This window comes from Paraburkholderia sp. SSBN10T (assembly GCF_056619545.1).
This window is the reverse complement of record NZ_JBWQQI010000018.1, coordinates 165,135-177,767: the sequence shown is the minus strand read 5'-3', so window position 1 is coordinate 177,767 and position 12,633 is coordinate 165,135. Positions and strand designations below refer to the sequence as shown.

At 64.4% G+C, this 12,633-nt stretch carries 13 protein-coding genes; 8 read left to right on the top strand and 5 right to left on the bottom strand.

Features of this window, described 5'->3' with window-relative positions:
• Window positions 1-90 precede the first annotated feature (90 nt).
• From AC1ECK_RS25695 to AC1ECK_RS25685, 3 genes are all read right to left on the bottom strand, one after another.
• Window positions 91-789 carry a response regulator gene (locus AC1ECK_RS25695; RefSeq protein WP_480324110.1) on the bottom strand — a complete coding sequence of 233 codons (699 nt, stop codon included), beginning with the start codon at window positions 787-789 and terminating at the stop codon, window positions 91-93.
• 145 nt (window positions 790-934) lie between these two features.
• Window positions 935-1,624, bottom strand: coding sequence for a response regulator (locus AC1ECK_RS25690; protein WP_480324108.1), 690 nt, complete (start codon window positions 1,622-1,624; stop codon window positions 935-937).
• A 226-nt stretch (window positions 1,625-1,850) separates the two neighbouring features.
• A complete protein-coding gene (locus AC1ECK_RS25685; RefSeq protein WP_480324106.1) occupies window positions 1,851-3,167 on the bottom strand; it encodes an MFS transporter in 1,317 nt (438 codons plus the stop codon).
• Between the two features lie 98 nt (window positions 3,168-3,265).
• Here AC1ECK_RS25685 and AC1ECK_RS25680 point away from each other — a divergent pair, with 98 nt between their 5' ends.
• Window positions 3,266-4,156: a LysR family transcriptional regulator gene (locus tag AC1ECK_RS25680; protein ID WP_480324104.1), complete on the top strand. Its 891-nt coding sequence runs from the start codon at window positions 3,266-3,268 to the stop codon at window positions 4,154-4,156.
• Here AC1ECK_RS25680 and AC1ECK_RS25675 read toward each other — a convergent pair.
• Complete coding sequence (locus AC1ECK_RS25675) at window positions 4,149-4,382, bottom strand: hypothetical protein (RefSeq protein WP_480324102.1); 234 nt, start codon at window positions 4,380-4,382, stop codon at window positions 4,149-4,151. The genes AC1ECK_RS25680 and AC1ECK_RS25675 overlap by 8 nt on opposite strands.
• Before the next feature lie 62 nt (window positions 4,383-4,444).
• Here AC1ECK_RS25675 and AC1ECK_RS25670 point away from each other — a divergent pair, with 62 nt between their 5' ends.
• The 6 genes from AC1ECK_RS25670 to AC1ECK_RS25645 all read left to right on the top strand — a co-directional run bounded on the left by AC1ECK_RS25670 (window position 4,445) and on the right by AC1ECK_RS25645 (window position 9,778).
• Window positions 4,445-5,161, top strand: a complete 717-nt coding sequence (locus tag AC1ECK_RS25670; RefSeq protein WP_480324100.1) for a c-type cytochrome — start codon at window positions 4,445-4,447, stop codon at window positions 5,159-5,161.
• The gene (locus tag AC1ECK_RS25665) at window positions 5,158-6,534 is read left to right on the top strand and encodes a c-type cytochrome (protein ID WP_480324098.1); all 1,377 of its coding nucleotides are present in this window, start codon (window positions 5,158-5,160) and stop codon (window positions 6,532-6,534) included. The genes AC1ECK_RS25670 and AC1ECK_RS25665 overlap by 4 nt, the downstream gene beginning before the upstream one ends.
• Window positions 6,535-6,605: 71 nt before the next feature.
• On the top strand, window positions 6,606-6,782 hold the full coding sequence (locus AC1ECK_RS25660) for a hypothetical protein (RefSeq protein WP_480324096.1): 177 nt from the start codon (window positions 6,606-6,608) through the stop codon (window positions 6,780-6,782).
• Between the two features lie 2 nt (window positions 6,783-6,784).
• Window positions 6,785-7,357, top strand: a complete 573-nt coding sequence (locus tag AC1ECK_RS25655) for a cupredoxin domain-containing protein (RefSeq protein ID WP_480324094.1) — start codon at window positions 6,785-6,787, stop codon at window positions 7,355-7,357.
• The gene (locus AC1ECK_RS25650; RefSeq protein ID WP_480324092.1) at window positions 7,344-8,969 is read left to right on the top strand and encodes a b(o/a)3-type cytochrome-c oxidase subunit 1; all 1,626 of its coding nucleotides are present in this window, start codon (window positions 7,344-7,346) and stop codon (window positions 8,967-8,969) included. The genes AC1ECK_RS25655 and AC1ECK_RS25650 overlap by 14 nt, the downstream gene beginning before the upstream one ends.
• On the top strand, window positions 8,966-9,778 hold the full coding sequence (locus AC1ECK_RS25645) for a c-type cytochrome (protein ID WP_480324090.1): 813 nt from the start codon (window positions 8,966-8,968) through the stop codon (window positions 9,776-9,778). Before AC1ECK_RS25650 ends, AC1ECK_RS25645 begins: the two co-directional genes overlap by 4 nt.
• A 19-nt stretch (window positions 9,779-9,797) precedes the next feature.
• Here the strand turns inward: AC1ECK_RS25645 and AC1ECK_RS25640 are convergent, their stop codons facing one another.
• Window positions 9,798-11,435 carry a methyl-accepting chemotaxis protein gene (locus tag AC1ECK_RS25640; RefSeq protein ID WP_480324088.1) on the bottom strand — a complete coding sequence of 546 codons (1,638 nt, stop codon included), beginning with the start codon at window positions 11,433-11,435 and terminating at the stop codon, window positions 9,798-9,800.
• A 386-nt stretch (window positions 11,436-11,821) separates the two neighbouring features.
• Between AC1ECK_RS25640 and AC1ECK_RS25635 the strand changes: the two genes are divergently transcribed.
• Window positions 11,822-12,625 (top strand): bestrophin-like domain, encoded by an 804-nt coding sequence (locus tag AC1ECK_RS25635; RefSeq protein WP_480324086.1) that lies wholly within the window; start codon window positions 11,822-11,824, stop codon window positions 12,623-12,625.
• The last annotated feature ends 8 nt before the right edge of the window (window positions 12,626-12,633 follow it).

Sequence of the window (12,633 nt, the reverse complement as noted above, 5' to 3'; positions counted from 1 at the left end):
CACGCAGTGCATCCCCCGGACGGGTCAGTCATGGTTCTCACCGTCGCGCAGACTCGCTGCGTGCGACGCCTTACCGGATCAGTGCCGGCGCTACGGGAAGTCGTCGGGCAGCAAGCTGCATTCGAGCGCAAACCTGAAGAACTCGCAGTCGCTGTGCAGCGCGAGCTTGCGCATCGCGGTGCATTTCTGCGAGCTGATCGTCTTGACGCTGCGGCCAAGCCGCGTGGCGATCTCAGTCACACCCAGGCCCGACGCGTAGTGCCTGAGTACCTCGAGTTCGCGCGACGACAGGACTGTGCGTACGAACTCGAGCCGCCGCGCCTGAGTCGCGTCGGCGAGCAACGCGCGGACTGCCGGGCCGATATAGCGCTCATGCGCCAGCGCGCTCACAATCGCCAGATGGATCAGGTCGATCCGGTCGCGCTTGCTCAGGAGCGCTTCGGCTCCCAGCGAGAGCACCCGCTGCAGCGCGTCGGCATCGGTCTCCATGGTCAACACCACCAGCGCCATGCGCGGATGGCGTTTGCGGAACTGCCGCAGGGTGACGAAGCCGTCGCCTTCGATCGTGCCGGGCATGTGCAGGTCCATCACGGCAAGATCGCACTCGACACGATCGGCCTCGGCGAACAGCTCGGCGGTATCGGAAGCTCGACCGACGATCTCCATATTGGGAAAACCGGCTATCAGGTTTTCAACGGCCAACAGGACAAGCGGATGATCGTCCGCGACGATGGCTCTGACAGGTGTGCTTACACTGGTGTCTTCGTGCATGGTGTCTGGCTCCCCCATTTCCCGGTTTCCGGTCGCGCCCTCTGCCGGAACAACTGATCCAGCGGCGAGCATCAGACATTTGGCATGGCGCAAACATAAGATTGCTCCGAAATGGAAATCGATGGCCTCCTCTATAAATATTTTATTTAGCTATCCAACCTGATTATCGGACTACCTCGTTAGCCTTCAGATAGGCATACAGACCGGGATCATTGACCACGCGGAGCTTCGCCATGGCAAAGCGCTTCTGCCGGTTGACAATGCGAACGTCGCGCCCTAACGCACATGCGATTTCAGATATCGACTTACCTTGTGCGAACAACCCGATAACCTCAGACTCTTGCGGCGACAGACGACGCGTTCGCCGCGTGCCGTCCGGTTCTCTCCCGAGTTTGTCGAGCGCTTCGAGAACGGACCCGCCAATGTAGACGCGGCCGTCTCCGGCTGAGCGAATTGCCGCGGCCAGTTCAGTCATCGCGTCGCTCTTGTTGAGGATGCCTGCGGCGCCGCCCGACAGGACCGACCTCAGAATGGCGGCGTTCGTCAAACCGGTCAGCACCACCATGCGTAGCGCCGGCCATTCATGGCGAATCCGCCGGATAAGGTCCATGCTGTCGCCGCTGGCGCCATTCGCCTCGGGCATGGTTAGATCGGTAACGAGCACCTCGCAGGGAACGCTGCGCAGCAGATCGATCAGACTCGCCGGTCCCGTCGCCTCTCCGGCGATCGTGATGTCGCGATGCGAGCAAAGCGCGGAACGGATGCCGAGTAACACGAACGGATGATCGTCTGCCAGAATGACTCGAAGATTCGCCATGGTTTTTCTCGATTGTCGTGTGTCTATCAGCGTCACTCATTTCGATACAACGCTAGAGTCGTGCCGCTCTCCCGGCCCGGCTCACAGCTTCGAAATGGCGTAGCAGGCGTCTCCATAAAATCATTCGGCAAAGGCATTTCCAATCGGAGCTTTCTGAATCAAGTCATCCCGTCGATGATCGTTTTTCACCACATAAGGATTCCAGATTTTATTCATCGGAATCACGTAACTGCCGGCCAATCCCTCCTACACTCTTCTACCGTTAGGGCTCACACCGCACCTGAGTGCGCGCCGCCGTGAGCGCGCCAGTTGAAATCGGGCGCGGAAACACCGGCAACGCGATCAACGCGCACGCGCTGCCCACTGCCCACACCAGCGGCCACGAACCGACCGAGAGCAACAGCGGAATCGCCAGCGGTGTCACGAACAACGTCAGGAAGGCAAACGTGTTGCCCATCGCCAGCGCGGTGCCGGCGCGACGCGTACCGGCGAGCGTCGCAAGTTCGGTAAAGGCCACGCCGTGCCAGGCCGAGGCGCTCACGCCACCGAGGACGACGAGTCCGACCAGCACCGTCGTCAGTGCCGCATGGTGCGCGCCGCTCACGGCCGTCACGACAGCGAGCAGCGCAAACAGCGCCGCGCTCAACAAACTGCAGGCCCGCATATACGCGCGACGGTTGCCGCGCCGGTCGGTCCATCGACCGCTCCAGACCCGGGCGATCGCCGCGCCGGTTTGCACTGCCGCCATCGTCGCGCTGATCAGCAGGACGCCCGCGTGACTGAAGTCATGCAGGAACACCGTGGCAAAGGTCACCACCGCGATTTGCGGCGCGCATAGCGCACCGATGCCCAGCGCGACTCGCCACACTCGGGCGTCGCGCAACGGGCCGGGGTTCGCACCCGACGCGGCAGCGGCGGCGGCACTGCGTTGGCCATCCGCGTGTTCATGCAACGGCGGCTCGTGCAGCCAGCGCCACGCGAACGCCGCCGTCACCGCGCAGAGCAGCGCGAGCACGCCATACACACCGGCGAAGCCGAAGTGCGACGCGAGCGCCGGCAGCATCAGCGCCCCAAGCCCGCCGCCGGCGGGCACCGCGGTCTGGCGGATGCTCATGGCGAGGCCACGCTCGCCTTCGCGAAACCAGGCCATCACCGCGCGGCCGCTCGAACCGTTGACGCTGCCGCCGAGCAAGCCGACCAGCAAAAGGCCAGGCGCCAGCGTCGCAAGACCGGGCACGTAAGCGCCGCCCGGCACGACCAGCAGCGCCATGCCCGCGAGCGCCGCGGCAGTGGCGCCGAGGCCGAGCAACAGAACCCGCCGGTCGCCCCAACGGTCGGTCAGAAGCCCCCACGGCACTTCGCTCACCGCGATGCCGAGCCCAAGCATGCCAAGCACCAGCCCGAGACCGCTATTGCCGATGTGATAACCGGAGCGCAAAAACACAGCGGTCGTCGGGATGCCGGAAAACGCCGCCGAAAAACTGGCGTTGGCTGCGAAGCCGACGCCCAGTACCTTCCACCGGTGCCTGGCGCCATAAGTACGGCCCATCTGCGCCACGCGCAAAGATTCACTGCTCATGATGCTCCCCAGCATGGATTGACTGAGGCGATCGTAAGGCTGGACGATCCATCGGAAAAGCCGGAAAATCAGATCACTTCCATCGGAGATTCCGAATCATGAGCGGGCGCGGATTCGATTTGGGCCAATTGCGCACCTTCGTCGCCGTCGCCGAGGCGGGCAGCGTCTCGGCCGGATCGGAGCGGGTGTTCCTGTCGCAGTCGTCGGTGAGCGAGCAGTTGAAGAAACTGGAGGAGCGCGTGGGTCAGCCGTTGCTGGTGCGCAGCAAGCAGGGCGTCACCGCCACGCATGCGGGCGCCCGGCTGCTCGAACACGCACGCCGCATCCTTGCGATGAGCGAAGCGGCCTTCGAAGACCTGCAAGGCCATTCCCTCGACGGTGAACTGCGCATCGCGATCACCGACTACTATCGTCCGCACGATATCGCCCGCATCCTGAAAACGTTCTCGGAACAATATCCGCGGCTGAAGCTGCACGTTACGGTGCTGCCTAGCGCGGTGATCGACGAAAGCGCCGGTGACGACGCGGCCTTTGACATCGGTTTGTCGTTGCGCCTGATGACGCCGCCGTCCCGGCGCGGCGCAGCCGGCGGCGGACGCGACAAAGGCATCGTCGTGCGCCGCGAGAAGCTGGTGTGGGCGATCGCGACCGACGCGAATCCTCGTGTGAGCCAACCGTTTCCGCTCGTGCTGCTGCCGTCCACCTGCCAGTTGCAGCGCTTTGTCGTCAAGCTGCTCGAGGAACGCAAGGTGCCATACCTGATCGCGCACTCCGCATCAGGCGTCGCGGGTCTGCAGCTCGCGCTGAAGGCGGGGCTTGGGATTGGCTGCCTGAACGAATCGTCAATCGGTCCCGGGGTGGTTGCGTGTGGACCGGGCGTGGGCTTGCCGGCGTTGCCTTCGGTGGAATTTCACTTGTTGTCGGGACGTTCGGGCGAAAGCGCACGCGTCACCAATGCGCGTGCCGCTTTGGTACGGCTGTTCAGTTGACGCTGGTGGAAAATTGATGCAATCTCGCCGTGCGCTCCAGCAACACTGCGCGAGAAAAATCAGCTTGCAAATTGAGAGCCTTCACCCCACAGGCATTGCGTGCGACCAAGCGTGAAATGAGGTAAATACTCGGTCGTATTATTTCGCGCTGCGCACCAAAGTCCACTAATCCATTCTGATTCTCTGTTTCGCTGTTGCGGTCTAAAGCAGTTTGAAGGGTTGTCATGCATCGGTGTCCGGTGCGTGAGAAGTATGCGTACAAACGCGTTCTCCCTGACGAGGCTTGGCGTGCATCGCAGAACTATCGGATCCCTGCTTCTATTGGTGATGTGCGCCGCATGGGCCGGCGCGGCGCTCGCCGCCACCGATGCGGCGGCGCCCATGCCCTCGGCAATGGACGAGCGCGTGCGCGCCTGCACCTCGTGTCATGGCGTGCAAGGCCAGGGGCGCAACAACGATTACTTCCCGCGCATTGCCGGCAAGCCGGCCGACTATCTGTTCAACCAGTTGATCGCGTTTCGCGATGGCGGCCGCACCTATCCGCCGATGGGCTATCTGATCGCCTTCCTGCCGGACGACTACCTGCACAAGATCAGCCAGTACTTCGCCGACCTGCAGCCGCCCTATCCGAATGCCGACACCGGCAACGTCGCGCCGGCGGTGCTCGCATACGGCGAGCGGCTCGTCACGCACGGCGATCCCGCGCGCAAGCTGCCCGCCTGCGCCGCCTGCCACGGCGCGCGCCTGACCGGCGCGCAACCCGGCATCCCGGGACTGCTCGGTCTGCATGCGAGCTACATAGCCGGACAGATGGGCACCTGGCGCTCCGGTACGCGTCATGCAATCGCACCGGACTGCATGCATGCCATTGCCGTCAAGCTGACCGACAAGGACATTACCGCGGTATCGAACTGGCTGGCCCGTCAGCCGAGGCCGGAGGATCCGCGGCCGGCGCCGGCCAGCGCCGGCACGTTGCCGTTGGCCTGCGGGAGTCAACCGCAATGAAGCCGATCTCCTTGACGCTCCTCTTTGGATTCGCGCGGGCTTTGGGTCCGGCAGCCGCGAGCGGCGCGAGTCGTCGCGGCCTGGCGCGGCTCGCCATCGTTCTTGCGCTGACTGTCCCGCATACGCCGTTGATGCAAGCAGCATTCGCCGCATCCGATGCTGCCAGCGCGCCCCCCGCAACAGACACGGCAAGCACCTCCGCCGGCGACACCCGCCCGGACATCGTCAAACGCGGCGAGTACCTGGCGCGCGCCGGCGATTGCATTGCCTGCCACACCGCCCCGCGCGGCAAGATGTTCGGCGGCGGCCTCGCGATGGAAACGCCGTTCGGCACCCTCTACTCGCCGAACATCAGCCCGGACGCGCAGTACGGCATCGGCGCCTGGAGTCCGGATGCGTTCTTTCACATGATGCGCACCGGCATCACCCCTGACGGCAAGCTGCTCTACCCGGCCATGCCGATTGCGCAATACACCAAGGTGACACGCGAGGACTCCGATGCGATCTTCGCCTATCTGCAGTCGGTGCCGCCGGTGCGTGAACCGAGCCGTCCGCATGAACTGAAATTCCCCTTCAACCAGCGCAAGCTGCTGCTCGGCTGGCGCACACTCTATTTCCGCGAAGGCGAGTACAAGCCGGACCCGACCCGCTCGGTGGAATGGAATCGCGGCGCGTATCTGGTCGAAGGCCTCGGCCATTGCACGCTGTGCCACACGAAGATCAACCTGCTCGGCGGCTCGTCGCAGCGCGACCAGTTTGCGGGCGGCCTGATCCCGGTGCAGAACTGGTACGCGCCGTCGCTCACCTCCGACAAGGACGGCGGCCTCGGCGACTGGAGCGTGAAGGACATCGTCGATCTGCTGCAAGCCGGCATCTCCGATCGCGGCGCGGTCTACGGCCCGATGGCCGAGGTGACGTATCACAGCCTGCAGTACATGAGCGACGACGACATCAAGGCAATGGCCGCCTATCTGAAGACGCTGCCCGACAACGACCGCGAGCGCAAATCGGGGCCGTCCGCGCGCACCAGCACCAAGGTGTTCGAACTCGGCAGCCGGATCTATCTGGACAAGTGCGCGCTCTGCCACGGCCAGAGCGGCGAGGGGCAGGTGCAGCATTACCCGCCGCTCGCGCGCAACCAGTCGATCGAAATGAATTCGGCCGTGAATCCGATTCGTATCGTGTTGAACGGCGGCTTCCCGCCAGGCACGCAACGCAATCCCGAACCGTACGGCATGCCGCCGTTCGGCCAGGAGTTGAGCGATACCGACGCCGCCGCCGTCGTGACCTTCATCCGCACCGCCTGGGGCAATCATGGTGCGCCCGTGACGGAGCGCGAGGTCAACGAGCTACGCAAGGCGCCGCTGCATTGAGCCGCGCGGCAACGCCCGCCGCGCGAGTGCGTGAACGGTTCTAAACCAACGTTGTTCCGGAGATCCTGCAGATGGATGCCAACGACAACCCGAGCGCCGCACCGCCCTCCGACGAGGACGTCGAACGCGTCGTGGCGGCCGGCCCGCACGGTGCGATTGCCGTGGCCGGCGTCGCCACGCTGATCGTGATGGCGATCTGGTTCGGCTTCTACTTCTTCGTCTTCCTGCCGCGCGGCGTCGTGCACTGATCATGGCGACTCCTTCCCCTGATCATCCGGGCGGCGGCCACGCGGTCGCCCTGCGCGCCGAGCGGCGCTGGGCGATCTTCGCCGCGAGCCTGATCCTGCTGATGCTCGTCGTGATCGTGTTCTCCGGCCTGCATTGGGCGATGATGCCGCCCTCGCGCGTCGAGACCGTCGACCCGACGCGCCTGCAGTTGTCCGGCGAATTCGTCGAAGACAACCTCGGCTCCGCGGTGGAAGCCGACGGCTCGGTCGTGGTGCGCTTCATCGCGCAGCAGTATTCGTTCACGCCGCAGTGCCTGCTGGTGCCCGCCGGCACGCCGATCACCTTCCGCACCACCAGCGCGGACGTCGTACACGGGCTGCTGGTCACGGACACCAACATCAACACGATGGTCGTGCCGGGCTACATCTCCACGCTCGCCACCAGCTTCGACCACCCCGGCGAGCATCTGATGCCGTGCCACGAGTTCTGCGGCTTCGGCCATCAAACGATGTGGGCGCACGTGAAGGTGATCGACAAGGCCGCCTTCTTCGAGCAGGCACGACAATCAAGGAGGCTGAGCTGTGTTTCTCGCTAAGCGACTCGTTCTCGCGCACTTCTGGCTCGCCTTCATCGCGTTTCTGCTGGCGCTCTTTCTCGGCTCGTGGCAGATGCTGGTAAGAAGTCCGCTGCTGCCGTGGGTCGGCGACCCCGAGCTTTACTACCGCTCGGTGACCGCGCACGGCACGGTGATGGCTTACGTGCTGCCGACGCTCGTGGCGATGGGCTTCGGCTACGCGATCGTCGAACTCGCGCTGCGCCAGCCGCTGGTGGGACTCAAATGGGCGTGGGCCGCGTTCTTCGTCCTCGCGGTGGGCGCCGTGGTGGCGATGGTGCCGGTCTCGATGGGCCAGGCATCGGTGCTGTTCACCTTCTATCCGCCGATGATCGGCAGTCCGTTCTATTACATCGGCGTCGTGCTGGTGGTGGTCGGCTCGTGGATCTGGGTCGCGTTGATGCACGTGAACCTGCGCATCTGGAAGCGCGCCAATCCGGCGCGGCCCGTGCCGCTCGCGATGTTCGCCAACGTGGCGGGCGCGTATCTATGGGCGTGGACGGCGATTGGCGCAGCGCTTGAAATCCTGCTGCAGATCCTGCCGGTGGCGCTCGGCTGGAAGACCACCATCGATGCCGGCCTCGCCCGCGTACTGTTCTCGTGGACGCTGCATGCGATCGTCTACTTCTGGTTGATCCCGGCGTATATCGCGTACTACACGATCGTGCCGGGCGCGATCGGCGGACGTCTCTACAGCGATTCGATGGCGCGCGTCTCGTTCATCCTGTTCCTGATCTTCGCGATGCCGATCGGCATTCACCACCTGTTCGTCGATCCGCAGGTCGGCGCGGGCTTCAAGTTCCTGCATGCGGTGTTCACCGGGATGGTGTCGGTGCCGACCTTGCTGACCGTGTTCACGATCTGCGCCTCGGTCGAGATCGCAGGACGCCTGCGCGGCGGCACGGGCGCGTTCGGCTGGCTGACGGCGCTGCCATGGAGCAATCCGATGATGCTGGTGCTGGCGTTTTCGTTCGTCATGCTGGGCCTCGGTGGCGCGGGCGGCCTCATCAACATGAGCTACCAGTTGAACTCGACCATCCACAACACGCAGTGGGTGACGGGCCATTTCCATCTGATCTTCGGTGGCGCGATCGTCATCATGTACTTCGCGATCGCCTATGAACTGTGGCCGCAACTCACCGGACGCGCGCTGTATTCACCGAGCCTCGTGCGCACCCAGCTCTGGTTGTGGTTCATCGGCATGATGGTCGTGACACTGCCGTGGCACTACGTGGGTCTGCTCGGCGCGCCGCGGCGCATGGCGTACTACGACTACACCGCGCCCGGCCTCGAACAGCAGGCCATCTGGGTGGCGATGTCGGCCATCGGCGGGTTCGTGCTGGTAATCTCCGGCGTACTGTTCATCTACATTCTCGCCAAGTCGCAGTTCGGACCGCTGACGCAGCCCAAGGAATTCCGCTTTAGCCTCGCGACTCATCCTGTGGATCACGTGCCCGCCGCGCTGAACAGCTTCGGCCTGTGGGTCGGGCTGATGATCGCCCTGACGGTCGTCAATTACAGCGTGCCGGTCTTCCAGCTACTGCGGCTGCAGCAGACCTCCGTGCCGGCGGTCGTCGTCGGAGCCCAGCGATGAATCAGGAACGCGTCTTCAGCATGCGCAACCCATGGTTCGTGACGAGCGTGGGCGGCATCTTCGCGGTGGCGGTCATTTCGATCCTGATCGGCTTTATCTGGCTGCCGTCGGCCAACGGCGACTTCAGCGGACGCGGCTTGTGGGCGACGATCTGCAGCGCGGCCGGCGCACCGTCGAGCTGGTACGGCGGCGGCACGAACCTCTCCGGGCCGGCGCCCAGCGAGGTGGTAGTGTTGCCGCCGCGCCAGGTGAATGCCGATGCGGCCTCCATCGGGCGCGGCGCGACCATCGCGACGCAGAACTGTTCGATGTGCCATGGCGTGCTCGGCACCGTGCAGGTCACCGCGCCCGCGCTCGCCGGTCAGTACGCAGACGTGATCTACAAGGAGTTGCGCGATTACCAGAACGGGCTGCGCGTCAACGCGATCATGCAGCCGATCATCCAGAGTCGCAGCGACCAGGATCTGCACGATCTGGCCGCATATTACGCCTCGCTGCAACGGGCCGCGCCGGCCGAACCCGGCGGCGCGACAGGGGCCGCTCAGGATGTCGACGCCGTCAGGCTGGCGATGCAAGGCGACCCGATCCGCAACATCGCGCCGTGCGCGGCGTGCCACGGGCAACTGGACCGCAAAGGCGCCGCGCCGTGGCTCGGCGGCCAGGCGTCGATCTATCTGGCCGCGCAGATGCAGCGCTTTGCGAGCGGCGAGCGCCACAACGACATCAACGAACAGATGCGCAATGTGGCGCGGCATCTGACGCCGCAGGAAATCGACGGGCTGGCGAAATACTATGCCGCCCAGCCTTAGCGGCGATGCAGCGACCGCTCTATGCAGCGACCGCTCGCGCGCCGCTGCCGCTCTTACGCGCAGAGCCGGTTGCCGCTGAGCGCGCGGCGGGCGCCCCGCCCGCCCCGGTGCGGAAAACCGCCACCGCCGCCGTCAGGCGGCGCGCCTGATCTTCCAGCGAACTGGCCGCCGCAGCCGCCTGCTCGACCAGCGCCGCGTTCTGCTGCGTCACTTCATCCATCTGCGCGACCGCGAGATTGACCTGATCGATGCCGATGCTCTGCTCCGTCGCCGCGGCGGCGATCTCGCTCATGATCGAGCTCACCCGGGCGATCGCCTCGACGATTTCGCTCATCGTCGTGCCCGAACGCTCGACCAGTTGCGCGCCGGTTTGCACGCGCCCATTCGAATCGTCGATCATCGTCTTGATCTCTTTGGCGGCGCCCGCGCTGCGCTGCGCGAGCGAGCGCACTTCGCTTGCCACCACCGCGAAGCCGCGGCCCTGCTCGCCCGCGCGAGCCGCTTCGACCGCGGCGTTAAGGGCGAGGATGTTGGTCTGGAACGCAATGCCTTCGATCACGCCGACGATATCGGCGATCCGGCGCGAATCGTCGACCATGTGATGCATCGTGCCGACCACCTGCTGGGTCAGCTCACCGCCCTGCGCGGCGAGCGTCGAAGCGCCTTGCGCGAGCGAGCTCGCCTGCTTGGCGTTCTCGGCGGTTTGCTTGACGGTGGAGGTGAGTTGTTCGATGCTCGCCGCAGTCTCTTCGAGCGAGGCGGCCTGCTCTTCGGTGCGCTGCGACAGGTCGGTGTTGCCGGCGGCGATTTCGCTGACGCCGGTGTCGATCGATTCGGTGCCTTGACGGACCGTGTTCACGGTCGAGATCAGCGAGTCCTGCATCTTGCGCAGCGCGGCGGCGAGCTTGCCCATTTCGTTGTCGCTGACGACTTCGATACGCCCCGTCAGGTCACCCCCGGCAATGCGCTCGAACTGGCCGATCGTCGCATCCACCGGATCGACAATCGCGTGCACCAGCACCACCCGTCCCAGCCACGAAAACACCAGCGCCAACACCATCCCCACGCCGACCGCGACGCTGATTGCAAAGAAACGGTCCTGCGCGTCCTGATAGCGTTGTGCGCCATGGCTCAGTTGCAGTTGCTCGAGGGTGAGCATCGCCTTTTCGTAGTTGTTGTAGAGCGAAGGCAGCTTGTGCGCCTGCAATTGCTGGAAGCCCGGCTTGTCGCCCGACTTGAGCGCGGCCATCGCCGGCTCGACGCCCTCGTGCAGGAAGAGGTCGCGCTTGTCCTGCATGTCCTTGATCAGGCGCTGCTCTTCGTCATCCGAACCGGCGCGGCTCACATAATGGGCAAGGCGATCGTTCGAGACTTTCAGATACTGGTCGAAGCGCTGCAGAACCGCCGTTGCACCGTCCTGATCGTTCAAATCGACAAGCGACGCGTAGGTGGCCAGCGCCAGGCGCAAACGCAGCAACTGGCCGGCGCTGCCTTCGAGATCGGCTACCGCGGGGGTATCCACCGTATACATCTGTTGCAGCGAGTCGTTACTGGCGCGTAAGGACAGCAGCCCCGCCGCCGCCCCGATCAGCAATACGACGCCGAAGAAGACGATCATCAAGGTCAGGCAAGCGCGGATCGACAACTTGTTCAACATGGCCAGGTCTCCAATGGGCTTACCCGCCGAAGGTCGAGCAAGCCCCCCGGACAGGCGTGCTGCGCCCAAGCCCTCTGGCCAGGTTCGCAACTTGTTTAAAAATTAAGCGAACGCCACATGGAATGGTCTACGGCTGTCTGGCCGAAAACTTTATGGTTCTCGTCAGACAAAATGCCTTACCGGTTCTCCCAACGACGCGCTGTCCTGGATATTGGCAGCCTCGCTAATCGATGCGCCGGTATTGTTGCCTGTCACCACGCGGTGGTTGATGCGTCAGGTCAAGGAGCCGAGGCAGGCGCCGGCCGCCGCAGCGGGACTACCCGAGGTTGTTCTCGCCGGCGAGTTGCAGGAAAGTAGCGAAGCGATGTTCCGCGGAGCCGCGCGCCATGTACGAAATCGGTTCGGCCTTGCTGGTGTTCGTGCTGCTTCTGGCCGGCACGGGAGCGGGTGTGCTGGTGCGGCCGCTGCTGCCGGAAGAGCACAAGGCCCACGAAACGGTGCAGTTGATCCAGTTGGTGATCGGCATGCTCGTCACCTTTGCGGCGCTCGTGCTGGGACTGATGACGGCGTCGGCCAAGAGCAACTTCGACACGGTCGGCAACGACTTTCGGACCTACGCCGCTGACCTGATCCAGCTCAACGCGACCTTGCGTCAGTACGGCACGGACGCCGGCGAAGTCCGGCAACTGCTGCGCGCCTATACGGCCGCGGCCATCGCCAGCACCTGGCCGTCCGAGCCGCGTCCCGCCGGCGACTACTACCCGACCGACATTCCAAGCGAGAACAATTCGGAAAAGCTGGAAGACACCCGGCTCGGCGACATGCTCAATCTGGCCGGCGTACACCTGCGGCAACTCTCCCCGAGCGACGTCTACCACCAGCGGCTGCTCGAGCAAGGTATCGAGCAGTTCGAGCGGATCGTTCAGGCGCGCTGGAAACTGATCGAAGAAGCGCACAGCACGATTTCCCAGCCGTTCTTCACGACGCTGACGTTCTGGCTGTTCGTCATCTTCCTGAGCTTCGGCTTGATCGCGCCACGCAACGCGCTGGCCCTCGTGACGATCACGCTTGGGGCGCTGTCGATTGCCTCGGCCGTGTACGTGATCGTCGATCTGGATACGCCGTTTACCGGCCCGATAGTCGTATCGAGCCAGCCCATGCGCGACGCGCTGATGCATTTGAACCGCTAGCGGCCCTG

Coding starts and splice junctions, on each gene's coding strand:
- AC1ECK_RS25695 (WP_480324110.1), bottom strand. CDS start 789: ATGGGGGAGCCAGACACCATGCACGAAGACACCAGTGTAAGCACACCT.
- AC1ECK_RS25685 (WP_480324106.1), bottom strand. CDS start 3,167: ATGAGCAGTGAATCTTTGCGCGTGGCGCAGATGGGCCGTACTTATGGC.
- AC1ECK_RS25680 (WP_480324104.1), top strand. CDS start 3,266: ATGAGCGGGCGCGGATTCGATTTGGGCCAATTGCGCACCTTCGTCGCC.
- AC1ECK_RS25675 (WP_480324102.1), bottom strand. CDS start 4,382: ATGACAACCCTTCAAACTGCTTTAGACCGCAACAGCGAAACAGAGAAT.
- AC1ECK_RS25665 (WP_480324098.1), top strand. CDS start 5,158: ATGAAGCCGATCTCCTTGACGCTCCTCTTTGGATTCGCGCGGGCTTTG.
- AC1ECK_RS25660 (WP_480324096.1), top strand. CDS start 6,606: ATGGATGCCAACGACAACCCGAGCGCCGCACCGCCCTCCGACGAGGAC.
- AC1ECK_RS25655 (WP_480324094.1), top strand. CDS start 6,785: ATGGCGACTCCTTCCCCTGATCATCCGGGCGGCGGCCACGCGGTCGCC.
- AC1ECK_RS25645 (WP_480324090.1), top strand. CDS start 8,966: ATGAATCAGGAACGCGTCTTCAGCATGCGCAACCCATGGTTCGTGACG.
- AC1ECK_RS25640 (WP_480324088.1), bottom strand. CDS start 11,435: ATGTTGAACAAGTTGTCGATCCGCGCTTGCCTGACCTTGATGATCGTC.
- AC1ECK_RS25635 (WP_480324086.1), top strand. CDS start 11,822: ATGTACGAAATCGGTTCGGCCTTGCTGGTGTTCGTGCTGCTTCTGGCC.